The organism is Winslowiella iniecta, assembly GCF_001267535.1.
In the GTDB taxonomy this organism is placed as follows: Bacteria; Pseudomonadota; Gammaproteobacteria; order Enterobacterales; family Enterobacteriaceae; genus Erwinia; species Erwinia iniecta.
In genome coordinates this window covers 28,697-55,656 of sequence record NZ_JRXE01000009.1, presented here as the reverse complement: position 1 = coordinate 55,656, position 26,960 = coordinate 28,697, and the positions used below count along the sequence as shown (strand labels likewise).

Below are 26,960 nucleotides of genomic sequence, written 5' to 3'. Positions count from 1 at the left end.
CTCTGTCCGATACAGATCACATTTCACAACATTATCGTGAATATGCTCACGCTGACCAGGGCATATGCCTAAAAATTGGTGTGTATTTACTCCGCTTTCGCCAGGGCAACAACTGCACGATATGGTTACAGTGTTAAATGAAACGGCGTTTTATTATAAATATTCGCAGTTTTTGCTTTAACACTGTCGGGAGGCCGCAGCCTGCACTTTTTACTTCGCCTTCCGTGAGATTTCTTACAACACCGCTTACGGCAGGAGTCATTGTGAAAATAAGCTCGGTTGATGTCACCGTATTTACTTATCCCACTCGTCGCGTCTCGGACAGTGCGGGTCATTCGCACCCCGGAGAAGAGAACCAGGCGAAAATGGCCATGCTCACCATTACCACCGATGAGGGCGACTGCGGTTACTCGTTTGCTCCGCCTGAAGTGGTGCGCCCGCATGTGGTCAATGCCTTCTTCAAAAAAGTGCTGATTGGTCAGAGTCCGTTTGATCGTGAACGTCTGTGGCAAGACCTGGTGCACTGGCAGCGCGGCAGCGCCCATCAACTGACTGAACGCGCCCTCTCCTTTGTTGAGCAGGCGCTGTGGGATCTGATTGGCCGCAAACTGAAAATGCCGGTACACAAGCTGCTGGGCGGTTTTCGCGAAAAAGTTCCGGCTTATGGCAGCACCATGTGCGGTGATGAGCTGAAAGGTGGACTGTCGACGCCGGATGAATTTGGGCAGTTTGCCGAAAAACTGGTGGCTCGCGGCTATAAAGCCATCAAGCTGCACACCTGGATGCCGCCGGTCTCTTTCGCCCCTGACACCAAAATGGATATCAAAGCCTGTGCCGCGGTACGTGAAGCCGTCGGACCGGATATTGAACTGATGCTGGATGGCTACCACTGGTACAGCCGCAGTCAGGCGCTGACCATCGGTAAGGCGCTGGAAAAACTCAACTTCGCCTGGTTTGAAGAGCCAATGGAAGAAGAGAGCATGGCCTCTTATGCCTGGCTGGCAGAGAACCTGTCCATCGATGTGATTGGCCCGGAAAGCCTCGGCGGCAAGCATCACAGCCGCGCCGATTGGGTAAAAGCCGGAGCCTGCGACATTCTGCGCGCCGGTGCTAACGGGGTCGGCGGCATTTCACCCTGTATGAAAGTCGCCAGCCTCGCCGAAGCTTTCGGTATGGATTGTGAAGTGCACGGCAACGGTGCCGCCAGCCTGGCGGTGGTCGGGGCGATCCGCAACTGCCGCTGGTACGAGCGCGGATTACTGCATCCATTCCTGGATTACGACGAACCACCGGCCTATCTGAACAGTCTGGTTGACCCGATGGATCAGCAAGGATTTGTGCATCTGTCGATGCGCCCGGGACTCGGCGAGGACATTAATTTTGACTATATAGAGACCCATACCATCAGCCGCGACTGAGCAACGGGCAGAAAAAAATAAAAACCCCAACCTAACTGGAGTTGCAGCCAGACAGCAGATGAACCCACGCCGTTGGCACCGCTGCAACTTTATGTATCAAGGGGATAAACCTCTGACTCTACCCGGAAGGTACAACATGAACACTGGCAACCTGGCAGGAGCGTGGCTGTTTGCGCTGCTGCTGATGTTCAGCGGCGGCGCGGCGCAGGCAAAAACGCCGCCCGACCAACTGATCATCGGCATGAACATGAATAACCTGCTCACCCTCGATCCGGCCGCTATGACCGGCAACGAAGTGGTCGGCATCGTGGTCAATCTGTATGACTCGCTGATTGAGCTGGACCCGAACCAGCTTACCCATGTGCGCCCGGCGCTGGCCACCAGCTGGCAGGTGAACAGTGATGATAATCTGCTGACGTTTCAGCTGCGCCAGGGAGTCACTTTTCATTCCGGGAATCCGTTAACCGCTGAGGATGTGGTGTGGTCAATGCGCCGCATTCTGCATCTCAATCTGGCGCAAGCGTCGGTATGGAAATCGTACGGCTTTACCAAAGAAAATGTCGATCAGATGGTACGCGCCAGCGGGCCGTATACGGTTGAGATTGAACTGCCGAAAGCCAATGACCCGAAACTGGTGCTCTATTCACTGGCGGCGCTGGGCAGCGGCTCAGTGCTGGACAGCAAAACCGTGCAGTCCCACGAAAAAAATGGCGACTGGGGCAATAAGTGGCTGGCGACCAACGAAGCCGGTTCCGGCCCGTTCCGGCTGGATACCTGGCAGGCAAAAGATGTGCTGCGCATCAGCCGTAATCCGGATTACTGGCGCGGCGAACCAAAATTAAGCCGCGTGGTGTTCCGTCATTTTCAGGAGTCGCAAACTCTGCGCCTGATGGTTGAAAAAGGTGACCTTGATATCGCCAGCAATATGGCGGTGTCGGATATCAATGCCCTGCGCCAGGACCCGGACGTCACCGTCGACGCGGTGAAAAAAGGCACCATTTATTACGTGGCGATGAGCATGAAAGAGTCGCATTTCGCCGATGCTAAAGTGCGGGAAGCGGTACGATATCTGATTGATTATCAGGGAATTAACAAAGCCCTGATGCCGGGATACGGCATCCTGCACCAGCGTCCGATTCAGTCTGGTATGCCCGCGACCTTACCGAATCCGGACTATAAGCTGGATATCGCCCGCGCCAAAGCATTGCTGGCCGAAGCAGGTTATCCGGACGGCTTTGACACCACGCTGCGGGTGCTGGCCGATCAGCCATTCCTGAATATCGCGATTGCGGTGCAATCGACGCTGATGCAGGCTGGTATTCGCGCCAAAATCGTCACCGGCACCGGCAACCAGATTTACGGCGCCATGCGTGAACGCCGCTTCGATATGCTGGTAGGCCGTGGCGGCAGTGGTGTCGAACCTCATCCGCACTCCAGTCTGCGCGCGCTGGTTTACAACCCGAATAACAGCGATGCCGCACGCCTGACCAATTTCCAGGGCTGGCGCACCAGCTTCTATGACCCGCAGCTGAACAGCCAGATCGACGGCGCGCTGCTGGAGCGCGACGCGGCGAAACAGCAACAGGATTATTACGCCATTCAGCAGCGCTACGACGCACTGATCCCGGCGCTGATTCCGCTGTCGCAAATGGTCGATTCGGTAGTGGTGCGCAACGATGTCCATGACTATCAGCCGCACCCTTCCGCCACCACCTTCTTACGCGATGTCTATAAATCCGCGCCAGCCGACGGAGGGAATACGCCATGACCGCACAATGGTTCTTAACCGATGGTATCGCCCGTCGGGTCAGCCGCCGTGTCATTCAGGTGGCTATTACGCTGTTTGGCCTGCTGCTGCTGACCTTTTTTATCGGTCGGGTAATGCCCATCGATCCGGTGCTGGCAATTGTTGGCCCGGATGCCGACCACAGCACCTATCAGCAGGTTTACCATCAGCTGGGGTTTGATAAGCCGTTATGGGCGCAGTTTGGCCTCTATCTCAACACCCTGCTACACGGTGACTTAGGCAACGCCTTGCTGACCGGTAAGCCGGTGGTCGATGACATCCTGCGGGTGTTTCCGGCCACGTTAGAACTGGCAACGCTGGCGATTATTATCGGCACCGGACTGGGCATCCCGTTAGGCGTACTGGCGGCGGCAAAACGCAACAGCCTGGCCGACTATGTGGTGCGTATTATCAGTCTGGCAGGTTACTCGACGCCGATTTTCTGGGTCGGAATGATGGGTCTGCTGGTGTTTTACGCCTGGCTGGGCTGGGTTGGCGGCGCAGGACGCGTTGAACTGAGCCTTGATGGTCAGGTGACCAGCCGCAGCGGCCTGCTGCTGGTGGACTCGCTGCTGGAAGGCAACTGGACGGTATTCCGTAATGCGCTGAACCACCTGATTTTGCCCGCATCACTGCTGGGCTTTCACTCGATGGCGTATATCAGCCGTATGACGCGCAGTTTTATGCTGGCTCAGCTGTCGCAGGAGTTCATTATCACCGCGCGCGTCAAAGGGCTGAATGAGTGGCAAGTTCTGTGGCAACACGCTTTCCGCAATATTCTGGTGCAACTGCTGACGGTGGTGGCGCTGGCCTACGGCTCTTTGCTGGAAGGCGCGGTATTAATCGAAACCGTCTTCTCGTGGCCGGGATTTGGTTCCTATCTCACCGGCAGCCTGCTGCTGGGCGATATGAATGCCGTGATGGGCTGCGTACTGGTGGTCGGCGTTATTTTTGTGATGCTGAACCTGCTCTCTGACCTGTTGTATCAGGTATTCGACCCGAGGACTAAAGCATGACCATTTCCCTCGACTCTCCGACCGCCAGCAACCGCCGTGAAAGACTGGCAGGCCTGCGCCGTACCAGCGGCCGTGTCGGCCATTTTCTGCTGCGGATGGCGCGTAACCCACTGACGGCGATTGGCGGCGGCATTGTGCTGCTGCTGATGATTGTCGCGCTGTTTGCGCCGTGGATCGCGCCGTTTCACCCATTAGTACAAGATTTGAATAACGCGCTGACGCCACCCAACGCCGTCCACTGGTTTGGCACCGATGAGTTTGGTCGCGATATCTTCAGCCGCCTGGTGTATGGCGCGCGCATTACGTTGTATATCGTGCTGCTGGTGTCGGTCACCGTCGGGCCGCTCGGCCTGCTGCTTGGCGTTACCGCCGGTTACTTTGGCGGTAAGGTCGATATGCTGCTGATGCGCATTACCGACATCTTTATCTCTTTCCCGAGCCTGGTACTGGCGCTGGCATTTGTCGCGGCACTCGGCCCCGGCCTTGAGCATGTGGTGATCGCTATCACCCTGACCGCCTGGCCGCCAATCGCCCGTCTGGCACGTGCGGAAACCCTGTCGCTACGTCAGGCTGATTTTATCTCAGCGGTGCGTTTGCAGGGCGCGTCGCCGTTGCGGGTGTTATGGCGACATATCGTGCCGCTGTGTATGCCTTCGGTGATTATCCGTATCACCATGAATATGGCCGGCATTATTCTGACTGCTGCCGGTCTGGGCTTCCTGGGACTGGGCGCTCAGCCACCGGATCCGGAATGGGGCGCGATGATCTCCAGCGGTCGTACTTACATGATGGAGTGCTGGTGGGTGGTCACGATTCCGGGGCTGGCGATCCTGATCAACAGTCTGGCGTTTAACTTCTTAGGAGATGGCCTACGTGACATTCTCGATCCCCGCAGCGAATAACGCCCCGGCGTTACTGGACGTGCGCGATCTGCACGTCAGCTTTATCAACGGACGCCTGGAAACACCCGCGGTACGCGGCGTCTCCTTTCAGCTTGGTCGGGAGAAACTGGCCATTGTCGGCGAATCCGGCTCCGGTAAATCCACCGTGGGTCGCGCGCTGTTACAGCTTCATCCGGCGAAAGCGCAGATCCGCGCCGATCGTATGCAGTTTGGCGATATCGATCTGCTGAACGCCTCGGCCGCCGACATGCGTAAGATCCGCGGCAAGCGCATTTCAATGATCATGCAGGATCCGAAATATTCGCTTAATCCGGTGATCTGCGTGGGCGATCAAATTGCCGAAGCCTGGCGTTCACACCATGCCTGCTCACGTGCTGAAGCGAAAAGCAAAGTGATCGAGATGCTCGACGTGGTGCGCATTCGTCAGCCGGAAAGGGTTTACCATCTCTATCCGCATGAAATATCCGGCGGCCAGGGACAGCGCATTATGATTGCCATGATGCTGATTACCGATCCGGAACTGGTCATCGCTGACGAGCCCACTTCCGCGCTTGATGTGTCAGTACGCTTGCAAGTGCTGGCTCTGCTGGACGACCTGGTACAGTCGCGCGGCCTCGGGCTGATTTTTATCAGTCACGATATCAATCTGGTACGCAGCTTCTGCGACCGGGTGCTGGTGATGTATGCCGGGCGCGTGGTGGAATCGATCGCCGCTGCCGATCTTGACAATGCTCAACATCCCTATACCCAGGGGCTGCTCAACTCGCTGCCGGATATGCAGCATCGCCGTCCACGCCTGCCCGTCCTCCAGCGTCAGTCAAGCTGGCTAACCGATTAAGGAAGCGCCCATGCAATCATCCACTATGATCGACGTCCGGCAGCTTAATCTCAGCTTTAACGCCGGCGCTAAAGCCAGTCAGGTGCTGTTCGACGTCAATTTTGCTGTGCAGCAAGGCGAGATTTTTGGCCTGGTTGGCGAGTCCGGTTCCGGTAAAACTACGGTGCTGAAGTGTCTGGCCGGACTGTTTACCCACTGGCAGGGCGACCTGGCGATTAACGGCCAGCCGCTGGAGCACAGCATCGGCCATCAGCGCTGTCGTCTGGTACAGATGGTATTTCAGGATCCGTATGGTTCCCTGCATCCGCGCCATACCGTCGCCGATATTCTCGAAGAGCCATTGCAGATTCACCATATTGGTCAGCGCGACCAGCGGGTGAATAATATTCTCGAAAAAGTCGGGCTGAACCGGGCATTCCGCACCCGCTATCCGCATCAGCTTTCCGGTGGGCAGCGCCAGCGCGTAGCGATAGCCCGCGCGTTAATCTTACAGCCACAGGTGCTGCTGCTGGATGAGCCGACGTCGGCGCTGGATGTGTCGGTGCAGGCGGAAATCCTGAATCTGCTGAGCGATCTGCAAAAGGAAGAGGGGCTGACCTATCTGATGGTCACCCACGATCTTGGGGTGATCGCCCACCTTTGCCATCGGGTGGCGGTGATGCAGTTTGGCCAGATTCTGGAAACCCTGGATACCGATACGCTGCTGCGCGGCGAAGCGAAAGTCGAATATACCCAAATGTTGCTGGAAGCCAGCCGCCATTACAGTCGTGAAATGGCGGCGCGCGCCGCCGGATAATTGTTTTACCATGCCTGCGCACCCGGTTTACTTCGGGTGCGCTCAGGCTATCCCCTTCGTTAACCATTCCCTTTAATCGCATAGTTACGCACATACCGCGCCACTTTCAGCCTCGGTTTGCCTTGCAGACAAACGTTTGCGTGAAAATGCGATATTTTTGTGACTCAAATCACAAAACACCTGAACCATAATGAAACAAACTTTGACAAATGTGAGCAATATCTATTTTCTATTCCACTGTTGCAGGCACCATGCGCGGGCATTGTTCAACAGGCGTTTGCTCTGTTTGGTGACGACAGAAAATCACTCTCCTGTCCTTCAGGGGCGACCTAACAAGACCATCATTCTCGCGAAACAGAATGGTCATTAAGCATGTGGTAATAAAATGAAAACTAAAATGTTGATGGCGGCGGGAACGCTGATGGCGATGTCATACAGCGTATCTTCACTGGCTGAAGGTAACGACGCCCAGTACGTATCAGACTGGTGGCATCAGAGCGTTAACGTGGTCGGCAGTACCGACACACGTTTTGGACCACAGCTGAGTAACAACGTCTATCTTGAGTATGAAGCCTTTGCTCACAAGGACTGGTTCGATTTTTACGGCTATATCGACGTGCCTAAATTCTTCGGTGGCAACAGCAACCAGACCGGTATCTGGGATAAAGGTTCGCCACTGTTTATGGAGATTGAACCGCGCTTCTCCATCGATAAACTGACCGGCACCGACCTGAGTTTTGGTCCGTTCAAAGAGTGGTATTTCGCGAACAACTATATCTACGATATGGGCCGCAATAGCGACAACCGTCAGAACACCTGGTACATGGGTCTGGGTACCGATATCGACACCCATACCAAACTGGCACTGTCTGCGAATATTTATGCAAAATACCAGTGGGAAAACTACGGTGCCGCCAACGAAAACAGCTGGGATGGCTACCGTTTCAAACTGAAATACTTCCTGCCACTGACCGACCTGTGGGGCGGAAACCTGAGCTATATTGGCTTTACCAACTTCGATTTTGGTTCCGAACTGCGTGATAAAGCGGGTGACGCGCGTACGAACAACTCCATTGCTTCCAGCCATATCCTGTCACTCGGTTACGATCACTGGCACTACTCGGTAGTGGCGCGTTACTTCCATAACGGCGGCCAGTGGGCTGACGGCACCGAACTGGACTTTGGTAAAGGTCCGTTTGAAGTGAAATCTACCGGCTGGGGTTACTACCTGGTGGTCGGTTATAACTTCTGATGCCGTTTTTCCCCCAGGGGCGGCGTTCTCGCCGCCCGTGCCGCGGGTTAGCCCCCTGCATCGCATCAGGACGGGAGCCGAAAACGGCTCCCCTACGTTACGTTATCCGGTAATTTTTTTGCGCTCAGGGCATTGGCTTCTCGACATTGACCATCCACGGAATACCAAATTTATCGGTCAGCATGCCAAAACCTTTGGCCCAGAAAGTCTCCTGCCACGGCATCGTCACATGACCGCCGGCGGACAAATTATCAAACCAGTTTTTCCCTTCTTCCAGGTCGCTGGTTGCCAGGCTAATGGCATACCCCTGATGCTGCCGATCGCTGCTGGCCATATTGCCGTCACTCATCATGATTTCACTGCTGCCGATCTTAAGCTGGGCGTGCATAATCTTATCCGGCGGAAAGTCAAAGCCAGAGCCGCAGCCCTCCTGCACGCTTTGCGGATCCGGCATCTCGCCAAAGGTCATTTTAAACCGCAGCTCAGCACCAAATGCCTGCTGATAAAAGGCAATCGCCTGTTCACAACTGCCATCAAAAAACAGATAGGGATTGGCTTGCATGGCGCACTCCTCACTAAATACGGGACGCTGCAAGAGAATCAATCCTTTCGCAGCGTGACTGTCACTCAGCGGATAAGTGTAGTCAGCCTTGCCAGCGTAAAATGGGCGTCAGCACGCACAACAGGCCGATAGTTCAGCCGATAGCCGCTCTGCTCAGGCAGATTGCGCGATCTCAGGCGCTAAAATCCATTCGGCGCTGTCATTCCACACATCCATATGGGTGATTTTACCGCCGCGTACTTCATAGCGATCGAGATAACGATTTCCGGCAAAGGTGCGTCCATCCGGCCACTCGCCGTACAGCGTGCCGTTGGCATACACCACTACGCTGTCACCGCGATCCATCCAGTCAAACTGACCCAGTGCCTTTTTCACCCATTTATAACGCCCGCCGTTAAAGGCAGTGATCGCCTGCGGATCGGCCATTTCTCGCTTGCCGGTAAAAGTAATTTTTACCCCTGGCGCCATAAACGTTGCCGCCAGCACCGGATCGGGTGCCATCGATGCGGCAAGAAATTCACGGACGATTTGTACTGCGGGATGTTCAGCGCTCATGGCATACCTCATCGTGTTATAGCGGTTAAAATTGCTAGTAATTAATACTAAGATTGCTAGCAATATGCAATAAATGCAACCGAACAGGACGATGAATGCTGATAACATTCTGATTAATTAGATGATTTTGTTGCGGCGCGGGTTGGTAACAGGAGGCAGAAATCGTACAGCACTTGATTAGCAGCAACGCCGATGGGCAAATCAGGCGGATATCGTTTCCCGACTGCTGGCTTAGTTAAGCAACAGCGCCTGACGAAGGTTCAGCTCCTGCGGTGCAGAATCCGTCAGATCCAACTGTTGTTCCAGCTGGTTGAGATGTTCAATCATAATCGCCTGCGCCTGCTTAACATCACCAGCCTTCAGCGCGCTGATAATCGCTGTATGTTCGGCACACTGGCAGGAAGGGATGTCATTACGCTGGTACAGCGCCACGATTAGCGAGCTGCGTACCATCAGATTCGACAAAATTTCACCCAGCACTTTATTGCCGCTGACTTTAGCGAGTAACAGATGAAACTGGCTGAATTCACGCACGATATCGCGACGATCTGCGCGGTCACTGGCATCTTTTTCCGCCTGCTGCTGTGCATCAATCTCATCCACGGCGCGCGCCATCGCTTCCGGCGTAATGCTGATAACAATCGCGCTTTCGATTGCCCGGCGGGCAATAAATATTTCGCGGGCTTCGCGCGCTTCCGGCTTCGCCACCATCGCACCACGATTCGGTTCAATGGTGACAATATGCTGCAACGCCATGCGCTGTAATGCCGCCTGCACATGGTTACGATTGGCCTGCAACACCTCAACAATCTGCGCTTCGATCAGGCGCATGCCGGGTGTCAGACGATGTTGCGCAATCGCAATGGATAACGCATCAACAATGCGCTGCACTTCCCGTTGCTTGGCTGTTGCGATTCTGTTCATCTTGCACCTCAACTGAACCTGACTGCGTTTATCATAACATCCGTTGCGTGCCTGGCGTACAACTTCCCGGCAGGCATGTTTTGCACCTGAACATTTTCCCTGTCGACTATCCGCCAATGTCAGTGTGATATTTAACAGGAAATCGGGATATCGACGGTTTATTTAATTTTGGCGGAAAAATTAATTGAAAAGAGGGGGGTACAGCTTATATCCTGGTAAAAGGAAAAAATAAATATACCAACAATAACAATCACATCCCAGTCAACTCCAGATACGGATATTTTATGATAAAGGCTACCAGGCATTACCCAGTGATAAAAGACTTAGCTCTGTTTATCCATCCGATTATATTTGTTTCGATGATATGAAAACGACGTTAAACTGTATCTGAACAGCAAAAAAAATAGCTATAAGTTATCAGCCTGAGATGATGCATTAAGAAGCACCTCTGACAAGTTCAGGCTTCAGATTTCCTGGCGACTCAGTCAGAGCTAATCCGTGGCTCACTTAACAGCGATGGCGGCACCGCACGACCATTCCATGTCACCATCAGCATCATCCCCCTTCAATTAAACCTACTCAGATTTTTATGCTTATTTTTCTGCGTCTGATAGCGATTTAAAAATTTAAATCCAGCCATCAGCCTTTAGCATGGAAAGGTAATCACTATGTTACTGAGGAAAATAATTAAAATGAGTTCAGCATCTGCCATGGGGATGGCGTCTCCTTCTGTATCTACCAGTAAAAACAATAATTTAGTTAACCGTATCGATGCCCTGCCGGCTTCAGCCGGACTGTGGCGTTTTATTACCTTACTGGCACTCGGTGGTTTTTTTGAGCTCTACGACCTGTTTCAGACGGGATATATTAGTTCAGGATTAATCGCGGAAAACATATTTCATATTGGTAGTGAAGGCGTATTCGGAATATCCGATCAGGCGGCCTTTGCTTCGGCAACATTTTTGGGTTTGTTTATCGGTGCCAGCTTACTGGCTCCCTATGCCGACCGCTTTGGCCGCCGGATGACCTTTATGTTTGCCCTTGCCTGGTATGGCGCTTTTTCCCTGCTGATGGCGTTTCAGAATCAGGCCGAGTGGATCATCTTCTGCCGCTTTCTGGTTGGCGTCGGACTGGGCATTGAACTGGTGACTATCGACACCTATCTGACCGAGTGGGTACCGACCCACCTGCGCAGCAAAGCCTTTGCTTACGCCTTTTTTGTCCAGTTTCTGTCGGTTCCGACAGTCGCACTGATGTCATGGTGGCTGGTGCCGCAAACCCTTTTCGGCTTGACCGGCTGGCGCTATGTCGTGATTGCAGGCGCACTCTGTTCACTGATTATCTGGTTTATCCGTAAAAATCTGCCTGAATCTGCCCGCTGGCTGGCGCAGCAAGGTCGTCATCAGGAAGCACATCAGGTACTCAGCAAAATGGAACAGCGCTGTGGCGCGCCGGTCGGGCAAGGGATTTCCCCGACCGATGCCGCCGCCCAGCTACCACAGCAAGGCACGTTTAAAGAGATTTGGTCAGCGCAGTACCGCAAACGTACTTTGATGCTGGTGGTGATGAACTTCTTCCAGGCCATTGGCTTTTTTGGCTTTGGTAACTGGCTGCCGGCGCTGCTGTCGGGCAAAGGAACCACTGTCACCCACAGCCTGCTGTACGCCTTCTTTATCACGCTCGCCTACCCGCTGGGTTCACTGATTTGCAGCCGCTATGCCGACAGAATGGAAAATAAATGGCAGATCGTCCTCTCCTGTCTGATGACGGTAGTGTTCGGCACCCTGTTTGCCTTCCAGACTAATGCGCTGCTGCTGATTGCCTGTGGCTTTCTGATTACCTGGTCGAACGCCTGGCTAACTTACAGCTATCACGCTTATCAGACCGAAATTTTTCCGACCCATATTCGGGCGCGGGCAGTCGGGTTTTGCTACTCTTTTAGCCGCCTGTCGACGGTGTTCAGCAGCATTATGATTGGCCTGATTTTGCAGTACGCCGGTACTCAGGGAGTGATCGCGTTTATTGTGGCAAGTATGCTGATGGTGATGCTGTCGGTGGGAATATTCGGGCCGAAAACCCGCGGTATCAATCTGGAAAATATTTGATAAAAGCCGCGGCAACAACCGATGCCGCGGCTTTTTCTTTAGGCGACTAACTGACGGACAAAGGCTTCAATCTCTTTATCCTGACAGTTTTCAAAGAAGCACTGCTGGAAACGCTGGCCGCTGACGGCGGTTTTCACCAACTCAGGATCGATAGCACGCAGAGTATCGAGATAGTTCTCTTTCACCACCGCAGCCTTCACCTGATTCAGAATACCGGCATTACGCACCTGCGGCTCTTTGCGATCGGCCGGATAGCCCTGACCTTTCTCGCCGGTGAACGCTTTTTCAAAGATAAAGCGCAGATTCAGCTCCGCACCCCAGCCAAAGCCTTTGGCAAATGGAAGCGCCAGCGCGTTACCATTGTTGATCTGGGCAAACAGGAACGCATCAGCCGGATCGATACAGTAGCCGCACACCACGCCCGGATGAATATTCAGCGACATCAGCGCGCCCTGGCCGGTGCCGCAGCCGGTAATCACGAAATCCACCGCCTTAGAATTCAGCAGGATGCTGGACATAATGCCGAGATGGATATAAGTCAGATGATGATCCTGCTCATCACTCATGCCGACGTTAAATACCGGGTAGTCTTTGCTGTCTGCAACCTGCTTCAGCTCTTTCAGCACTACGGCATTTTTGCCCGCCTGACTGTTCTCCATCATCAGTGCAATTTTCATGGTTCTCCCCTTTACTTCAGTGGCTTATCTCAGTGAATTAAGCCTGTGACACAGACTGGTGCACCACAGGTCGCAATTAATTTTTATGAAACGTTGTTTCAATTTATCATAGACGATGTTTCTTATAGAGGGAAATGCCGCAAATTAATGTGACTTGCTTCACACAACAACATCCATCACTCCACGGTAATCGGATTTTGCGATCCCACCGGCAACTTCCCCGCTGACTTTTTCAACAGCGGTTTATTGTGATCCCGTTCTCAATTCTTTCGGCTGCCGCTCGGCATCAGGATGGAAAAGGATATGCTTAGCGATAAATATGAAACAGCGTTTCAATAAATAGATTAATTTCGGGCAGATAAGGGGAACCGCATGGCGAAGGGCTTACGCATCACACTTCCTTTTCACCACTTTCAGGATCCAGAGACCGGCGTAGCTATGACACGCCTGACGCCTCCGGAAGTGTTGTGTCATCGTAACTACTTCTATCAGAAGTGTTTTACCCAGGACGGTAAACAGCTGCTGTTTGCCGGAGAGTTCGATGGCAACCGTAATTACTATCTGCTTGATCTGGAAAAACAGGAAGCCGTACAGCTGACTGAAGGCCGCGGTGATAATACTTTTGGTGGTTTTTTGTCACCCGATGACCGCTATCTTTACTATGTGAAAAACGAACGCAACTTGCAGCGCGTCGATGTTAAAACCCTGGTTGAAACCACGATTTATCAGGTTCCGGACGACTGGGTCGGTTATGGCACCTGGGTGGCAAACAGTGACTGTACACATCTGGTCGGTATTGAGATCGCCCGCGAAGACTGGGAACCACTCACCGACTGGCAGATTTTTCAGCGCTTCTTCGAGAAAAATCCACACTGCCGTCTGCTGCGTGTAGATCTGAACAGTGGCGAAGCGCAGACCATTCATCAGCAGCATCTGTGGCTGGGCCATCCGATTTACCGGCCGTGGCACAACCAGACTGTGGCGTTTTGTCATGAAGGCCCACACGATCTGGTCGATGCGCGCATGTGGCTGATAAATGAAGACGGTAGCAATATGCGTAAGGTAAAAGATCATGCGGTGGGCGAAAGCTGTACCCATGAATTTTGGGTGCCGGATGGATCGGCGCTGATCTATGTTTCTTATCACAAAGATCGCCCCGATCGACAGATCTGCCGCTACAATCCGGACAGCGATCGTAACGAAGTGCTGATGACCATGCCCGCCTGTTCCCATCTGATGAGTAATGAACATGGCTCGCTGCTGGTCGGCGATGGTTCTGGTACGCCGGTCGATGTGCAGGATACCGCCGGCTATACCATTGATAATGATCCATGGCTGTACGTCTTTGATGTGCAACAGCGCCGTCATTTCCGTCTGGCAGCGCATCACAGCTCATGGCGCGTGCTGGATGGCGATCGTCAGGTGACTCATCCGCATCCGTCATTTACCCCGGACGACCGTCAGGTACTCTTCACCTCGGATTATGAAGGGCAGCCTGCGCTCTATCTCGCGACCTTACCCGATAGCCTGACCCATTAATCGTTAACAGCTACAGGAATAACCATGTTTATCTACAAAAAAGAGACCACGCTGGAAGATTTGGGTAATGGCGTAACCCGCCGGGTTCTGGCGCATGGCGGCAGCATGATGGCGGTAGAAGTGAATTTCGAGAAGGATGCGGTCGGCCCGTTGCATCATCATCCGCATGAGCAGCTGACCTATGTGCTGTCAGGGCGCTTTGCTTTTACCATTGATGGAGTGACGAAAGAGGTGGCGGCGGGCGATACCTTGTATAAAAAACCGCATGTGGTTCACGGCTGTGTCTGTCTTGAACCAGGCACCCTGCTGGATACCTTTACTCCGCAGCGCGAAGATTTTCTTTCCTGAAAATACCGGGATTTCTGGAATATTATAGGGGAGCCGTTTTCGGCTCCCGTCCAGATGGCATGCGAAGTGCAAGCCTTCGGCACGGGTGGCGAAAACGCCACCCCTACGGGTACAGAGAATTACTTCAGCTTCTCGATATCGGCATCACCCTGATTATCGACCACCGCTTCATCTTTACGCACCTTAGCCACATCCTTCTCGGTCACGACAGTGCTCGCCGTGTTACCCCAGCTGGTACGGATAAAGTTAACCACATCGGCCACCTGATGATCGTTCATCCGCCAGCCAAACGCTGGCATGGTGATGGCGGTCGGTGCGCCCTGCACGCCGGGCAGGGTACTGCCGCTTAGCACGATATGGATCAGTGAAGTAGGGTCATCCGCCTGCACCACCGCATTGCCCGCCAGTTCCGGGAAGAAGCGTTTATAGCCACTGCCGTCGGTTTTATGGCAGGCCGCACAGCTGTCGACATACAGCGCGGCACCGGTTTTGCTGTCATCGCCGCGCCACAGCGCTTTTGCCACGCTGTCGTCCGGTTTGAAGCCTACCTGGTTGGGATCTTTGGCGCCCAACGACTTCAGATAACGGGCAATTGCCGTTGCATCTTCTGCGCTAAGGTACTGCAGGCTGTGTTCGACCACATCGGTCATGCCGCCAAACACCGCGGTATGATCGTTGCGGCCAGTACGCAGGAACTGCACCAGGTCGTCTTCGCTCCAGCGGCCTAAGCCATCGCGGCTGTCACCACGCAGATTGCTGGCGGTCCAGCCATCAATCGGTGCATTGCTGCCGGACAGGTAGTCGCCGCCGTTGTCATCATTCAGCGCTTTTTCCTGCATGGTAATGCTGCGCGGCGTGTGGCAGGCACCACAGTGCCCCAGCCCTTCCACCAGATAACGACCACGCGCCAGCACCGGATCTTCACTCGCTTTTGGCTGGAAAGCCTTCACATCCGGAGCAAAGATGCCACGCCAGATCGACAGCGGCCAGCGCATCGACAGCGGCCACGGAATGTCGCTCTCTTTATTCTGCTGCGCGATCGGCTGCACGCCATGCATAAAGTAAGCATACATCGCATGCATATCGTCATCGCTGACCACGGCATACGAAGGATAAGGCATCGCCGGATAGAGCGTATCGCCATTTTTCGCTACGCCGTGACGCACCGCTTTCTGGAAATCATCATAGCTGTAGCTGCCAATGCCATGCTGCGGATCCGGGGTGATATTGGTAGAATAAATCGTGCCGATTGGCGTCACCATCGGCAGGCCACCGGCAAACGGTTTGCCGTCTTTGCTGGTATGGCAAGCCACACAATCACCGGCGCGCGCCAGGTACTCACCGCGCTTCACCAGATCGCCGGCATTGCTCTCTTCCGCCTGCACACCAAACGCCAGCATGCCCAGTAACAGGGCTGATAATCCGATTTTCATTGTCATTATCCTTATGCCTGCACCAGCGGACCGGGGTTTTTCAGATACTGTTCACGAATCGCTTTGGCTGACCAGTAAGTCAGTGCCGCCACCATGCCGGTCGGGTTGTAGCCCAGACCCTGCGGGAAGGCAGATGCGCCCGGAACAAACACGTTGGGAACATCCCAGCTTTGCAGATAGCGGTTAATGGCGCTGGTTTTCGGATCTTCGCCCATAATCGCACCGCCGTTCATATGGGTGGTCTGATAAACGGTGGTATCGAAATGCGTGCCCGGCTTTTTCGGCGCACCGGTAATCAGCTTCGGATTCATCGCTTCGGCGATGGTATGCATACGGTCATGCATAAACTGCGACATTTTGATGTCGTTATCCTGCCAGTCAAAGGTCATACGCAGCAGCGGCTGGCCGTAAGCATCTTTGTAGTTCGGGTCGAGATCGAGATAGTTATTACGATAAGACTGGTGCGCACCGTGCGCATCCATCGACACATGATGGGTATAGTGATCGGCAACCGCGGCCTTCCACTGACTGCCCCAGTTTGGCGTACCCGGCGGCACTGGCAGGCCGGAAATGGGCTTCACGCCCGCCTGGTTCACCCAGAACGGTGAACCGCCAACAAAGCCATATTTGCTGTGATCGAAGTTATCGGCATTAAAGTCATCCACGCCAACCCCTGCGCCACCGGCACCGATAAAGTTATTGGTATGCACGTCTTTATCAAAGAAGGCTTTAATGGTGGAGATATTCTGGTAGGCAAAGTTACGCCCGATAGTGCCTTCGTTGGTCACCGGGTTATACGGCTTGCCGATGCCGGAAAGCAGCATCAGATGCACGTTATGGAACTGGAACGCCGACAGAATCACCAGGTCTGCCGGTTGCACCACTTCACGCCCCTGCGCATCCACATAGGTGACGCCAGTCGCGCGTTTTTTGTCATCGGTCAGGTTAACGCGCAGCACATGTGAATTGACGCGCAGTTCAAACTTCGACTCCTGACGCAGGGCTGGCAGAATATTGACGTTCGGCGACGCTTTAGAATACATGTAGCAGGCATAGCCGCTACAGAAACCGCAGAAGTTACACGGCCCCATCTGTGCGCCGTAGGTATTGGTATACGGGCCGGAGGTATTCGCCGACGGCAAATCGTAAGGGTGATAACCCACCGATTCCGCCGCTTTGGCAAACAGCTGCGCAGAAAACGTGCGTTTCTGCGCGGGAAGCGGGAAGTCACTGGAGCGATCCGGTGCAAACGGGTTGCCACCCTGCTCTTTACCGACCACTTTGCCTTTGATACTCCAGGCCGAGCCGGAGGTGCCGAACACTTTTTCCGCCTGATCGAAGTAAGGTTCCAGCTCGTCATAAGTGACGCCGAAGTCCTGGATGGTCATACCTTCCGGGATAAATTTCTTGCCGTAGCGCTCTTCATAGTGGCTGCGCATCCGCAGTTCAATCGGGTCGACGCGGAAATGCACGCCAGACCAGTGCAGACCCGCACCACCGGTGCCGGTACCCGGCAAAAACGCCGCCAGCTGACGATACGGCTGTGCGGTTTGCGCCGAGTTATGGCGGATGGTGACGGTGCTTTTCGACAAGTCCTGGAACAGCTTTTTACGCACGTTGTAGGTCAGTTCGTCGATTACCTGCGGATAGGCTCCGTCAGGATAGGTATCGCGATGCGGGCCGCGCTCCAGCGCCACCACATTCAGCCCGGCTTCTGTCAGCTCTTTGGCCATAATCGATCCGGCCCAGCCGAAGCCGACAATCACCGCATCCACTTTCTTCATTTCGTTTGCCATGCTTATGCTCTTTCCCCGCGAATAGACACTGGCGGGAACGGATAACGTTCGCCGCGTTCAACCCAATCCATAAAATCAGCTCGTGCGCCTGGGAAGCCAATCAGCGTCCAGCCTGCCATCTGCTGATTGCCACCGTGGATCGGATCGCTGAAGAAACCTTCACGGGTGTTTTGTAACAGGAAAGAGAAAAAGACTTTGCTCGGTAGCTGTCTGAACTCGGCACTGCCGCTTTCAAACGCCTGCAAAACCGTGTCCTGCTGCTGTGGGGTCAGTTCGGCAAACACTTTACCGTGCTGCGCTTTGGCATAAGCATCGGCTTCTTCCAGCCCCAGACGATAAATCTGTTGCGGCACCAATGGCAGCTGATAACCCAGCGCACGGTCTGCATCAGGATTAAACGGCCCCTGCATATACCAGTTAGCACCGGTAGCCCAGGGGGTGTTCATCTGACGATCGATAAACTCCGGCACACCGGCTTCCAGCGCACCAGGACCACGCTCATCTGCCGGGATCAGGCGCGCGACGGCGGCCTGCAGAAAAGCGTACTCTTCGCGGGTGAACCAGCTAGGTTGATAATCTTTTGCCTGCTGCGGGCCAGCAGGCGCCCTGCTCTCTTTAGCCTGCGCCTGGGTGGTGATGGCCAGAGAACCGATTCCGGTGCTGCCAATCGCGACCGCCGGAGCCAGCGTAATGGTCTTAAGGAGAAAGTCTCTCCTTGAGCTGCCTGTTTTTTCTTTTGACATTACATTGCCTTATCACGCTACCGCGCTGCGGTGCGTATCAATGAGTGAGTATCGGTGTTGTCGTTTTTATTAGGGTGATCCGGGGATACAGGCCGTAACGTTTTTTGTTACCGGTAACAATATTAATATTGTAACAGCATTCCCCTTTAAACTTTAGGCTTAAGAAACAAAACCACACAAATTCCTTAACAATTACCCTACAGTTAACTCGTATTAGTTAGAAAAATCCTGACAAGGCGGAAGTCTGAAACGGACAGACACAACCGAGGACAGACTGAAAACAATGAAGGCGCTATAACTGGCTGACAATAACCGTGGAGTGCCTATGTTTAGCTCTTTCTTTCCCCGGCCAGCGCTGTTTTTCATTAGCGCGGCAATCTGGAGCCTGATGGCGATCCTGTTCTGGTTCGATGGCGGCGACCAGCTGGTTTTTCACCTGCATCAGTTTGCTTCATACGCCGGAAAACCCTTACCCGACAGTGCCTGGCGCTTTGTTCAGCCCTCTCAGCTTTGGTTTTATCTCTACTACGCGATCATTGTCGGATTATTCGCACTGGCGTGGTGTATTTACCGGCCTCATCGCTGGCAACGCTGGTCAGTTCTCGGCAGCGCACTGATTATTTTCGTGACCTGGTTTGATGTGCAGGTTGGCGTGGCGATTAACGCCTGGTATGGCCCGTTTTACGACATGATTCAGAATGCGCTCGGGCACCCCAATACGATGAAAATCACGGTGTTCTATCAGCAGCTGGCCGCATTTCTTGGCATTGCGCTGATCGCGGTAGTGATTGGCGTGCTGAACGCTTTTTTTATCAGCCACTGGATTTTCCGCTGGCGCAGCGCGATGAATCATTACTATATGGCGCACTGGCAGCAGCTGCGCCATATCGAGGGCGCAGCGCAACGGGTACAGGAAGACACCATGCGTTTTTCCAGCACGCTGGAGAGCTGGGGCATCAATTTAATCCAGGCGGTAATGACGCTGATCGCTTTTCTGCCGGTGCTGGTGGCGCTGTCAAAGCATGTGGAAAGCGTGCCGATCCTCGGCAATATTCCCTATGCGCTGGTGGTCGCCGCGCTATTATGGTCGCTGTTCGGTACCGCGATGCTGGCGGCGGTGGGGATAAAATTGCCGGGGCTGGAGTTTCGTAATCAGCGGGTGGAAGCGGCCTATCGTAAAGAGCTGGTGTATGGCGAAGACAACCCGCAGCGCGCCGATCCGCTGACCGTCAGTCAACTGTTTCAGCGCGTGCGCTTCAACTATTTTCGCCTCTACTTTCACTATCTCTACTTCAATATCACCCGCATTCTCTATTTGCAGGTAGATAACGTTTTCGGGCTGTTTGTGCTGTTTCCGTCGATTATTGCCGGCACCATTACGCTCGGCCTGCTGCAACAGATTACCAATGTGTTTGATCAGGTACGCGCCTCATTTCAGTACCTGATCACCTCATGGTCAACGCTGGTGGAACTGATGTCGATTTACAAACGTCTGCGCAGCTTCGAGCAGGTGCTGAATGCTGATGCCTCTCTCCCCCATTCGCTGGAGGAGAGCGGTTAACATCCGCGAATCAGGCTTGTTGCAGCGCGGCAAACACGCGTTCGACCGCATACGCGCCGGGATCTTTCACCCCGTTCAGACTGTCCTGATTGAGGTAGGAAGAGCGCCCGGCTTTTGCCACCTTCATTTCGGCGGTAGAGTCCGCACCGGCGCGCGCCGCGCTGGCGACCGCCGCCAGGTCCTTGCCTGCCGCCAGCGCGTTAAATGCTGGTTCCAGCGCATCAACCATCGTGCGATCGCCCACCTGCGCACCACCGTAATGTTTCATGCGCGCCAGCCCATATTGCAACGCCTGCGCCAGCGGTTCGCCCTGCTCCAGTTTCTGCCCGGCAGAGGTAAACAGAATCGACATCAGCACCCCGCTGGAACCGCCCATCACCACCGCCAGCTCTTCACCCACCAGCGTCAGCAACTGCTCAGGTTGGTTCAGTGGTAATTTATTCGCCTGATATTGCTTGAGAATTTTACCTGCGCCCGCCGCAAAGGTAGAACCGGTATCGCCGTCGCCCACTTTGGCGTCGAGCTTGTTCAGCTCGCCTTCCAGCCCGACCAGTGTTTCACAAATGCTACGTACTACCTGCCCGACCTGCTGATTATCCGAGGGTGAGAAGTCGGGACGGGTTGACGCTTTCTCGCCTGGCTGCGGCGTCAGCGGCTGTACCGCCACCAGCGGCTGCCAGCCAAAGGCCTCTACCGGTGTCTGTAATGCGGTTTCCGTCTGACTATCCAGCACCATCGTCGACAGGGAAAAACCTTTCATATCCAGCGCACTGACCAGGGTGGCCGGCCCCACCAGATGCGAAATCTGCTGACCTAATGGCGATGCCAGCGTGTCGCGTGTCAGCACCGCCATCTCCAGCGCAGAGAAACCGCCAAGATTATTCAGCAGCAGCGCCACTTTTTTATCCGCAGGCAGCTTCTCCGCCAGCTTTTTCGTGACGATCGCGACTATTTCGCGACTGTTCTGGGTTTTTAGCGTCAATACGCCCGGTTCGCCATGAATCCCCATCCCTAATTCGCTATGCCCGGCTTCAACCCGTTCATCGCGCGCTTCACCGGGAATATGGCAGCTGGAAAACGCCAGTCCGATACTCTGTGTCGCCTCAATCGCCTGATTCGCCAGCCGCGTGACCTCACTCAGTGACTGCCCCTGTTCCGCAGCATAGCCAGCGACTTTATGCACCAGCGCAGTGCCAGCGATGCCACGCGGCTGCGGGTTGTCGGGCAGTGAAATATCATCTTTCACCATCACCAGCTCGACCTGATAACCGAGCTTTTTGGCTTTCTCCGCCGCCAGGCCAAAATTAAGCCGATCGCCGGTGTAGTTTTTGACGATAAGCAGACAGCCCGCCTCGCCGGTAACATGAATAATGGCCGTCAGCACCGCATCAACACTCGGCGAAGCAAAGATATCGCCACACACTGCGGCGGTCAGCATCCCTTTACCGACAAAGCCAACATGCGCCGGTTCATGACCGGAACCGCCGCCGGAGATCAGCGCAACCTGGCTTTTATCCCAGTCGTTACGCACCACAACCCGGATATCGGCATCCACTTCCAGTCTACTCAGATTATGAAAAGGCGTGCTGTACAGCGCACCTTCAATCGCTTCATTAACCAGATGATTTTTGTCATTCATAAAAAATTGACTCATTGAAATCCTCCCGTGATGTTGCCCAGACGAAAGCTTTAACTGTAGTTGAAATCGTCCTGTCGGTTATGCGCTAGCGATTGTCAGTTATGCGTGAGATTGCCGGGCCGCTTTTCATTAACAATGAGGGAAACGCCACGAACAGGAAAACATCATGTTGACGCAACCTGCTGGAAAATATCTGCCTTTCCCACCGGTAAAACTGGACGCGCGCCAGTGGCCATCCAATACCCTGACCCGCGCACCGCGCTGGCTCTCGACCGATTTACGCGACGGCAACCAGGCGTTGGCCGAGCCGATGGACAGCAGACGTAAACTGCTGTTCTGGGATCTGCTGTTGCAGTGCGGATTTAAAGAGATCGAAGTGGCTTTCCCCTCCGCTTCGCAAACCGATTTCAACTTTGTCCGTCAGTTAATTGAAGAGCAGCGCATTCCTGATGATGTGTCGATTCAGGTGCTGACTCAGGCGCGCAGCGATTTAATTGAACGCACGTTTGCGGCGTTACAAGGGGCGAAAAACGCGACTCTGCATCTGTATAACGCCACCGCCCCGGTTTTTCGCCGTCTGGTGTTCCGTCAGAGTAAAGAGGAAATTATCCAGCTGGCGGTCAGCGCGGCGAAGCAGATTCGTCAGCTGTGCGAAGAACAACCGGACACCCACTGGACCTTTGAGTATTCGCCAGAAACCTTCTGCTTTACCGAACTGGATTTCGCCCTCGAAATCTGTGAAGCGGTGGCAGAAATCTGGCAGCCGTGCGCCGCACGCCCGATGATTATTAACCTGCCAGCCACTGTGGAAGTCAGCACGCCAAACGTCTATGCCGATCAGATTGAGTACTTTTGTCGCCACTTCACACGCCGCGCCGAGGTTTGCATCAGCGTGCATCCGCATAATGATCGCGGCACCGGCATTGCCTGTGCCGAACTGGCGATGCTGGCCGGGGCTGACCGGGTAGAAGGCTGTCTGTTTGGTAACGGCGAGCGCACCGGTAACGTCGATCTGGTGACGCTGGCGCTGAATCTCTACACCCAGGGCGTACCGCCTGGCCTTGATTTCAGCCAGATGAAACAGGTGGTGGATGTGGTTGAACAGTGTAACCAGTTACCGGTTCATCCACGCCATCCGTATGCCGGAGAGCTGGTGTTTACCGCCTTCTCCGGATCGCACCAGGATGCGATTAAAAAAGGCTTTGCCGCACGTCAGCAACAGCCGGAAACCCGGTGGGAAGTGCCCTATCTGCCGCTCGATCCGGCCGATATTGGTTGCAGCTATGAGGCGGTGATTCGCGTTAACAGCCAGTCCGGCAAAAGTGGTGCCGCCTGGATGATTGAACAGAATCATGGGCTGACCTTGCCACGCGCATTACAGCAAGATTTTAGCCGCCGGGTGCAGCAACAAACCGACACTCATGGTAAAGAGATGACGCAGGCCAGCATCTGGCAGCTGTTCCGCGAGGCGTATGGTCTGCGCGACCCGATGTCGGTGGCGCTGGGTGAGTACAGCAGCCAGAGCCAGGCTAACGGCCAGCTCAATTTCCGTGCTGAGTTGCTGATGGGTGGCAAACGCAAAGCGCTGTGCGGCCGCGGTAATGGCCTGCTGTCAGGCGCGGTGGATGCGCTGCGCCAGGCATTTGACCTGCCGCTGTCGATTCAGGATTATCACGAACACACCCTGGGTCAGCGCAGTGACAGCCGCTCGGTGGCCTATATTCGTTGTACTTTTGATGATAATCAGGCGGCCTGGGGCGTCGGTATCGACAGCGATGTTTCCCGCGCCTCGCTACAGGCCTTGCTGAATGCGCTGGCAAACTATCTGCAAACCCGCCGTTTACTTTAGGGGAAAATAGTCGCTCGGCGCGACGCCAAGAATACGGCGAAACATCGCGCTGAACGCGCTGTGGCTCTCGTAACCGAGATCGAGCGACACACGCAATACCGACTCACCTTGTGCCAGACGTGTCAGGGCAGTCATCAGCCTGGCACGTCGCACCCAGTCGCTAAACTGCAAACCCGTTTCCCGTTTAAAATGGCGCGACAGCGTGCGGCTACTGACGTTTAACCTTTCAGCCGCCAGCTCCAGCGCCCAGTTTTCACCAGGCAGCATCCGAACCTGACGACAAAGCTGCATCAGACTGGCGCTGGTCGGTTCCGGTAAATGGAAGGGTAACTCTGACATCACCCGGATCTCATCCAGAATCAGCTCATAGATGCGCTCATCGCGGCTACCGGGCTGATACTCCTCCGACAAGGCCAGCGCGCTAATAATCAGTTCGCGAAGCAGCGGTGAAATCTGTACCACCTGACAACTGGCAGGCAAGTCGGCACGCGCCAGCGGATCGATAAACAGCGCGCGCGCCGCGACCTGCCCGGTAATTTGTAACGCATGCTCGGTTCCCGCCGGTAACCAGACACCACGGCTTGGCGGCACAATCCAGTAGCCTTGCGCCGTTTCCACCCGTACCACACCACTCAGGGTATGAATCAGCTGCGCGCAATTGTGCTGATGTTTCGGCTCTACCGCACCATGCAGATAGTCTTGTGCATAAGGAATTAACGGACGGGTGGTAAAGGTAAAATTTGCCGTGGCGCTCATGGCTGTGCTTCCAAAAACAATGTTTATTAACAATAGCATAAAAGCATCCGGCGGTAGCTTTTAGATATTATCAGCGCCTGAAGCATTCACTACTGACCGCAGGCTTCGCATTGCTGTATTACGACACCACCAGTATCCCCAGCCGTTCCATTAATGCTGCTGCCTGATCGCTGTCGAGTTTGACGCCTTCCAGGTCAACGTAACGCACATCCAGCTCTCCCAGCGAAGAACGGGTCAGATCGCAATGGGTGATATCGAGCGTACGCCAGTCAAAAGCGGAAAACTCACCGCCGGAAAGGTCGGAACCGCTGAATTTCGCCCCCATCACCTGCGTGCCCAGCCAACGGTTTTCCCACAGCTCGCATTTTTCCAGCACTACGTTGGCGAAATTGGCATAGCTGAGATTGCATTTAGTGATGTAGGCACTGCAAAACCACACTTTCGGCGCGATGATATTCATAAAGCTGGCACCGCGAAAATCGGCGCCTTGCAGCATCGAGTCTCTGATCTCGATACCGAGCAGGTTGGCGTTGCTGAAGTTGCTCATCGACAGATCACAGTTTTTAAAGCTGGCATCTCTTAACGTTGCGCGACTGAAATTACAGCCCAGCTGACTGTCACGATGGTAAAACTGCACATCGATAAATTGCGTATCGGTTAAATCCGCCGCAGAAAAATCGCAGTTAATAAAGCTCGCGTGCTCGATCTTCTCGCCGGTGAAGCGATCGGCAGCGATCTTTTGATCGCGCAGGATCAATTTGTCCATCGTAATACCTGTTTTTTTAACCAGTTATTTTGATGGTAGCTTTGCGCGCAAAGTCATGCAAATGAATTTCGTTGAACTTACAGCAGCATGGTGTTTTTTACTCCCCCACCCTGGCCCTCCTCCATTTCATGGGGGAGGGGAGCCAGGCGACTGAGCTATAACCTTTAAGACACTGTCGGGATGATTGAAAATATCATTGTTCCAGAAACGCAGAACTGTCCAGCCATAGTGGTTTAAATAACGCGTTCTTTGCCTGTCAGCATCTGCCCGCTGCTGGTGCTGACCGCCGTCAATCTCAATAATCAGTTTTTGCTCCGGACAGGCGAAATCGACAATAAAAGGCGCAATCACCCATTGTCGGCGAAACCGTGCAGTGTGGATTTGGCGCTTGCGAATGCTTTTCCACAGGCGTAGTTCAGCGTCGGTCATTGTCGCGCGTAGTCTGCGGCTGGTAAGCAGGTTTACTCTGCTCACAGAACAGCAGCATGCCCGAGCGTTACCTTCCCCGGAATGGCTGGAGTGTAAATCTGGAACCCGGCTTCAGGATTTTAGCCCCTTCCCCCGTGTTACGGGGGAAGGCTGGGAGGGGGGAGCAACCCCCCTCCGGTTAACGAAACACGCTAATTGCTTCCACCAGCCGGGTTGCCTGTCGCGCCATACGATCGGATGCTTCCGCCCCTTCCTGCACGCGTGCCGCATTTTGATGAGTAATATTATCCAGATCCTCAACCGCCAGGCTCACCTCTGACAGCGCAGTGGCCTGCTCTGCGGTTGCCGAGCTGATTTGCGCAATCAGGGAAGTGACGTTCTGCACCTGAGAAACAATATCTTCCATGGTCCTGCCAGCATCGTTGACATGTTCAGTGCCGGTTTTCACCCGCGACGCGCTGGTTTCCACCAGGTTTTTAATCTCACTGGCGGCAGTGGCGCTGCGCTGCGCCAGACTGCGTACTTCACCGGCGACGACCGCAAAACCCTTGCCCTGCTCACCGGCACGCGCGGCTTCAACCGCCGCATTCAGCGCCAGAATATTGGTCTGAAAAGCAATACCGTCAATCACGCTGGTAATATTGGCGATTTTACGCGAACTGTCGGCAATTTCCGCCATCATCGTGACCATTTCGCCCATGGCATCGCCCCCTTTCACTGCGGCTTTACTGGTAGAAATCGACAGGCTGTTCACCTCGCTGGCACTCTCGGTATTGCTCTTTACCGTGGCGGTCATCTGGTTCATGGTGGCGGCGGTCTGCTGCACATTAGCCGCTGCCTGCTCGGTGCGGCGGCTGAGTTCATTGTTACCTTCTGCAATCGCGTCGCTGGCGCTCAGCACATTGATCGCCTGACCACTTACATCATCCACCAACCAGCGGAACATCAGCCCCAGCTGACCTATGGCGCGCAGCGTCATACCCACTTCGTCGACCCGATCAAGCTGCTCAACTTTATGGCTGGTGCCGGTCGCCACGCTCAGCGCCTGCTGGCATACCCGCTCAATCGGACGCGAAATCTGATGCTCCAGCCAGCCACCCGCCAGTAGCAGCAACATCGCCATCACCGCGGTATAAGCCATCATACTTCCGGCCGCCATACCCAGCAGCCAGACGCCCAACACACTGCACGGTAACAGCGTCAGCAACGTGGTACGAATACGCCAGCGCAGCGGCAAGGTCTTAAATATCGAGCGCCAGCGCATCATGCC

At 54.4% G+C, this 26,960-nt stretch carries 24 protein-coding genes; 12 read left to right on the top strand and 12 right to left on the bottom strand.

Annotated elements, in window-relative coordinates; all coding sequences use genetic code 11:
• The first annotated feature begins 263 nt into the window (after nucleotides 1-263).
• The 7 genes from NG42_RS07940 to NG42_RS07910 all read left to right on the top strand — a co-directional run bounded on the left by NG42_RS07940 (nucleotide 264) and on the right by NG42_RS07910 (nucleotide 8,008).
• Nucleotides 264-1,418: a mandelate racemase family protein gene (locus NG42_RS07940; RefSeq protein WP_052898784.1), complete on the top strand. Its 1,155-nt coding sequence runs from the start codon at nucleotides 264-266 to the stop codon at nucleotides 1,416-1,418.
• Nucleotides 1,419-1,554: 136 nt separating this feature from the next.
• Nucleotides 1,555-3,186: an ABC transporter substrate-binding protein gene (locus NG42_RS07935; RefSeq protein WP_052898783.1), complete on the top strand. Its 1,632-nt coding sequence runs from the start codon at nucleotides 1,555-1,557 to the stop codon at nucleotides 3,184-3,186.
• On the top strand, nucleotides 3,183-4,220 hold the full coding sequence (locus NG42_RS07930) for an ABC transporter permease (protein ID WP_053115833.1): 1,038 nt from the start codon (nucleotides 3,183-3,185) through the stop codon (nucleotides 4,218-4,220). The genes NG42_RS07935 and NG42_RS07930 overlap by 4 nt, the downstream gene beginning before the upstream one ends.
• On the top strand, nucleotides 4,217-5,122 hold the full coding sequence (locus NG42_RS07925) for an ABC transporter permease (RefSeq protein WP_052898782.1): 906 nt from the start codon (nucleotides 4,217-4,219) through the stop codon (nucleotides 5,120-5,122). Before NG42_RS07930 ends, NG42_RS07925 begins: the two co-directional genes overlap by 4 nt.
• Nucleotides 5,094-5,960 carry an ABC transporter ATP-binding protein gene (locus NG42_RS07920; RefSeq protein ID WP_052898863.1) on the top strand — a complete coding sequence of 289 codons (867 nt, stop codon included), beginning with the start codon at nucleotides 5,094-5,096 and terminating at the stop codon, nucleotides 5,958-5,960. Before NG42_RS07925 ends, NG42_RS07920 begins: the two co-directional genes overlap by 29 nt.
• A 25-nt stretch (nucleotides 5,961-5,985) precedes the next feature.
• Nucleotides 5,986-6,756 carry an ABC transporter ATP-binding protein gene (locus NG42_RS07915; protein ID WP_052898862.1) on the top strand — a complete coding sequence of 257 codons (771 nt, stop codon included), beginning with the start codon at nucleotides 5,986-5,988 and terminating at the stop codon, nucleotides 6,754-6,756.
• 385 nt (nucleotides 6,757-7,141) lie between these two features.
• The gene (locus NG42_RS07910; RefSeq protein WP_052898781.1) at nucleotides 7,142-8,008 is read left to right on the top strand and encodes a nucleoside-specific channel-forming protein Tsx; all 867 of its coding nucleotides are present in this window, start codon (nucleotides 7,142-7,144) and stop codon (nucleotides 8,006-8,008) included.
• A 124-nt stretch (nucleotides 8,009-8,132) separates the two neighbouring features.
• Here the strand turns inward: NG42_RS07910 and yjdN are convergent, their stop codons facing one another.
• The 3 genes from yjdN to NG42_RS07895 all read right to left on the bottom strand — a co-directional run bounded on the left by yjdN (nucleotide 8,133) and on the right by NG42_RS07895 (nucleotide 10,049).
• Nucleotides 8,133-8,570 carry a VOC family metalloprotein YjdN gene (gene yjdN, locus NG42_RS07905; protein WP_052898780.1) on the bottom strand — a complete coding sequence of 146 codons (438 nt, stop codon included), beginning with the start codon at nucleotides 8,568-8,570 and terminating at the stop codon, nucleotides 8,133-8,135.
• A 153-nt stretch (nucleotides 8,571-8,723) separates the two neighbouring features.
• Nucleotides 8,724-9,125: a nuclear transport factor 2 family protein gene (locus NG42_RS07900; RefSeq protein ID WP_052898779.1), complete on the bottom strand. Its 402-nt coding sequence runs from the start codon at nucleotides 9,123-9,125 to the stop codon at nucleotides 8,724-8,726.
• Nucleotides 9,126-9,356: 231 nt separating this feature from the next.
• On the bottom strand, nucleotides 9,357-10,049 hold the full coding sequence (locus tag NG42_RS07895; protein ID WP_052898778.1) for a GntR family transcriptional regulator: 693 nt from the start codon (nucleotides 10,047-10,049) through the stop codon (nucleotides 9,357-9,359).
• A gap of 716 nt (nucleotides 10,050-10,765) precedes the next feature.
• On the opposite strand from NG42_RS07895, the gene NG42_RS07890 reads away from it, so the two are divergent.
• Nucleotides 10,766-12,154, top strand: a complete 1,389-nt coding sequence (locus NG42_RS07890; protein WP_420911304.1) for an MFS transporter — start codon at nucleotides 10,766-10,768, stop codon at nucleotides 12,152-12,154.
• 38 nt (nucleotides 12,155-12,192) lie between these two features.
• Here the strand turns inward: NG42_RS07890 and NG42_RS07885 are convergent, their stop codons facing one another.
• Nucleotides 12,193-12,831 (bottom strand): RpiB/LacA/LacB family sugar-phosphate isomerase, encoded by a 639-nt coding sequence (locus NG42_RS07885; RefSeq protein ID WP_052898776.1) that lies wholly within the window; start codon nucleotides 12,829-12,831, stop codon nucleotides 12,193-12,195.
• A gap of 372 nt (nucleotides 12,832-13,203) precedes the next feature.
• Here NG42_RS07885 and NG42_RS07880 point away from each other — a divergent pair, with 372 nt between their 5' ends.
• A complete protein-coding gene (locus NG42_RS07880; RefSeq protein WP_052898775.1) occupies nucleotides 13,204-14,370 on the top strand; it encodes an oligogalacturonate lyase family protein in 1,167 nt (388 codons plus the stop codon).
• Nucleotides 14,371-14,394: 24 nt separating this feature from the next.
• Nucleotides 14,395-14,718 (top strand): cupin domain-containing protein, encoded by a 324-nt coding sequence (locus NG42_RS07875; RefSeq protein WP_052898774.1) that lies wholly within the window; start codon nucleotides 14,395-14,397, stop codon nucleotides 14,716-14,718.
• Between the two features lie 119 nt (nucleotides 14,719-14,837).
• Here the strand turns inward: NG42_RS07875 and NG42_RS07870 are convergent, their stop codons facing one another.
• Genes NG42_RS07870 through NG42_RS07860 form a run of 3 tightly spaced genes read right to left on the bottom strand, consistent with a single transcriptional unit; the run spans nucleotide 14,838 to nucleotide 18,690 of the window.
• Nucleotides 14,838-16,151 carry a c-type cytochrome gene (locus tag NG42_RS07870; protein ID WP_052898773.1) on the bottom strand — a complete coding sequence of 438 codons (1,314 nt, stop codon included), beginning with the start codon at nucleotides 16,149-16,151 and terminating at the stop codon, nucleotides 14,838-14,840.
• Between the two features lie 11 nt (nucleotides 16,152-16,162).
• Complete coding sequence (locus NG42_RS07865; protein ID WP_052898772.1) at nucleotides 16,163-17,947, bottom strand: GMC family oxidoreductase; 1,785 nt, start codon at nucleotides 17,945-17,947, stop codon at nucleotides 16,163-16,165.
• 2 nt (nucleotides 17,948-17,949) lie between these two features.
• Entirely contained in the window at nucleotides 17,950-18,690 is a 741-nt protein-coding gene (locus NG42_RS07860) for a gluconate 2-dehydrogenase subunit 3 family protein (RefSeq protein WP_052898771.1), read from the bottom strand.
• A 325-nt stretch (nucleotides 18,691-19,015) separates the two neighbouring features.
• Here NG42_RS07860 and sbmA point away from each other — a divergent pair, with 325 nt between their 5' ends.
• Complete coding sequence (sbmA, locus tag NG42_RS07855; RefSeq protein WP_052898770.1) at nucleotides 19,016-20,251, top strand: peptide antibiotic transporter SbmA; 1,236 nt, start codon at nucleotides 19,016-19,018, stop codon at nucleotides 20,249-20,251.
• Nucleotides 20,252-20,261: 10 nt separating this feature from the next.
• Here sbmA and NG42_RS07850 read toward each other — a convergent pair whose 3' ends face one another.
• Nucleotides 20,262-21,905 (bottom strand): dihydroxyacetone kinase subunit DhaK, encoded by a 1,644-nt coding sequence (locus NG42_RS07850; RefSeq protein ID WP_052898769.1) that lies wholly within the window; start codon nucleotides 21,903-21,905, stop codon nucleotides 20,262-20,264.
• Between the two features lie 151 nt (nucleotides 21,906-22,056).
• Here NG42_RS07850 and leuA point away from each other — a divergent pair, with 151 nt between their 5' ends.
• On the top strand, nucleotides 22,057-23,739 hold the full coding sequence (gene leuA, locus NG42_RS07845) for a 2-isopropylmalate synthase (protein ID WP_052898768.1): 1,683 nt from the start codon (nucleotides 22,057-22,059) through the stop codon (nucleotides 23,737-23,739).
• Here the strand turns inward: leuA and NG42_RS07840 are convergent.
• The 4 genes from NG42_RS07840 to NG42_RS07825 form a co-directional block, all read right to left on the bottom strand.
• The gene (locus NG42_RS07840; protein WP_052898767.1) at nucleotides 23,731-24,495 is read right to left on the bottom strand and encodes an AraC family transcriptional regulator; all 765 of its coding nucleotides are present in this window, start codon (nucleotides 24,493-24,495) and stop codon (nucleotides 23,731-23,733) included. The genes leuA and NG42_RS07840 overlap by 9 nt on opposite strands.
• A 118-nt stretch (nucleotides 24,496-24,613) precedes the next feature.
• Nucleotides 24,614-25,261, bottom strand: a complete 648-nt coding sequence (locus NG42_RS07835; protein ID WP_052898766.1) for a Qnr family pentapeptide repeat protein — start codon at nucleotides 25,259-25,261, stop codon at nucleotides 24,614-24,616.
• A 126-nt stretch (nucleotides 25,262-25,387) separates the two neighbouring features.
• Nucleotides 25,388-25,735: an endonuclease domain-containing protein gene (locus NG42_RS07830; protein WP_052898765.1), complete on the bottom strand. Its 348-nt coding sequence runs from the start codon at nucleotides 25,733-25,735 to the stop codon at nucleotides 25,388-25,390.
• 133 nt (nucleotides 25,736-25,868) lie between these two features.
• A partial coding sequence (locus NG42_RS07825) for a methyl-accepting chemotaxis protein (protein WP_072133744.1) occupies nucleotides 25,869-26,960 on the bottom strand: 1,092 nt, incomplete at its 5' end.

Coding starts and splice junctions, on each gene's coding strand:
- NG42_RS07840 (WP_052898767.1), bottom strand. CDS start 24,495: ATGAGCGCCACGGCAAATTTTACCTTTACCACCCGTCCGTTAATTCCT.
- NG42_RS07895 (WP_052898778.1), bottom strand. CDS start 10,049: ATGAACAGAATCGCAACAGCCAAGCAACGGGAAGTGCAGCGCATTGTT.
- NG42_RS07880 (WP_052898775.1), top strand. CDS start 13,204: ATGGCGAAGGGCTTACGCATCACACTTCCTTTTCACCACTTTCAGGAT.
- NG42_RS07915 (WP_052898862.1), top strand. CDS start 5,986: ATGATCGACGTCCGGCAGCTTAATCTCAGCTTTAACGCCGGCGCTAAA.
- NG42_RS07885 (WP_052898776.1), bottom strand. CDS start 12,831: ATGAAAATTGCACTGATGATGGAGAACAGTCAGGCGGGCAAAAATGCC.
- yjdN (WP_052898780.1), bottom strand. CDS start 8,570: ATGCAAGCCAATCCCTATCTGTTTTTTGATGGCAGTTGTGAACAGGCG.
- NG42_RS07925 (WP_052898782.1), top strand. CDS start 4,217: ATGACCATTTCCCTCGACTCTCCGACCGCCAGCAACCGCCGTGAAAGA.
- NG42_RS07930 (WP_053115833.1), top strand. CDS start 3,183: ATGACCGCACAATGGTTCTTAACCGATGGTATCGCCCGTCGGGTCAGC.
- NG42_RS07890 (WP_420911304.1), top strand. CDS start 10,766: ATGGCGTCTCCTTCTGTATCTACCAGTAAAAACAATAATTTAGTTAAC.
- NG42_RS07850 (WP_052898769.1), bottom strand. CDS start 21,905: ATGAGTCAATTTTTTATGAATGACAAAAATCATCTGGTTAATGAAGCG.
- sbmA (WP_052898770.1), top strand. CDS start 19,016: ATGTTTAGCTCTTTCTTTCCCCGGCCAGCGCTGTTTTTCATTAGCGCG.
- NG42_RS07910 (WP_052898781.1), top strand. CDS start 7,142: ATGAAAACTAAAATGTTGATGGCGGCGGGAACGCTGATGGCGATGTCA.
- NG42_RS07835 (WP_052898766.1), bottom strand. CDS start 25,261: ATGGACAAATTGATCCTGCGCGATCAAAAGATCGCTGCCGATCGCTTC.
- leuA (WP_052898768.1), top strand. CDS start 22,057: ATGTTGACGCAACCTGCTGGAAAATATCTGCCTTTCCCACCGGTAAAA.
- NG42_RS07865 (WP_052898772.1), bottom strand. CDS start 17,947: ATGGCAAACGAAATGAAGAAAGTGGATGCGGTGATTGTCGGCTTCGGC.
- NG42_RS07875 (WP_052898774.1), top strand. CDS start 14,395: ATGTTTATCTACAAAAAAGAGACCACGCTGGAAGATTTGGGTAATGGC.
- NG42_RS07935 (WP_052898783.1), top strand. CDS start 1,555: ATGAACACTGGCAACCTGGCAGGAGCGTGGCTGTTTGCGCTGCTGCTG.
- NG42_RS07900 (WP_052898779.1), bottom strand. CDS start 9,125: ATGAGCGCTGAACATCCCGCAGTACAAATCGTCCGTGAATTTCTTGCC.
- NG42_RS07860 (WP_052898771.1), bottom strand. CDS start 18,690: ATGTCAAAAGAAAAAACAGGCAGCTCAAGGAGAGACTTTCTCCTTAAG.
- NG42_RS07870 (WP_052898773.1), bottom strand. CDS start 16,151: ATGAAAATCGGATTATCAGCCCTGTTACTGGGCATGCTGGCGTTTGGT.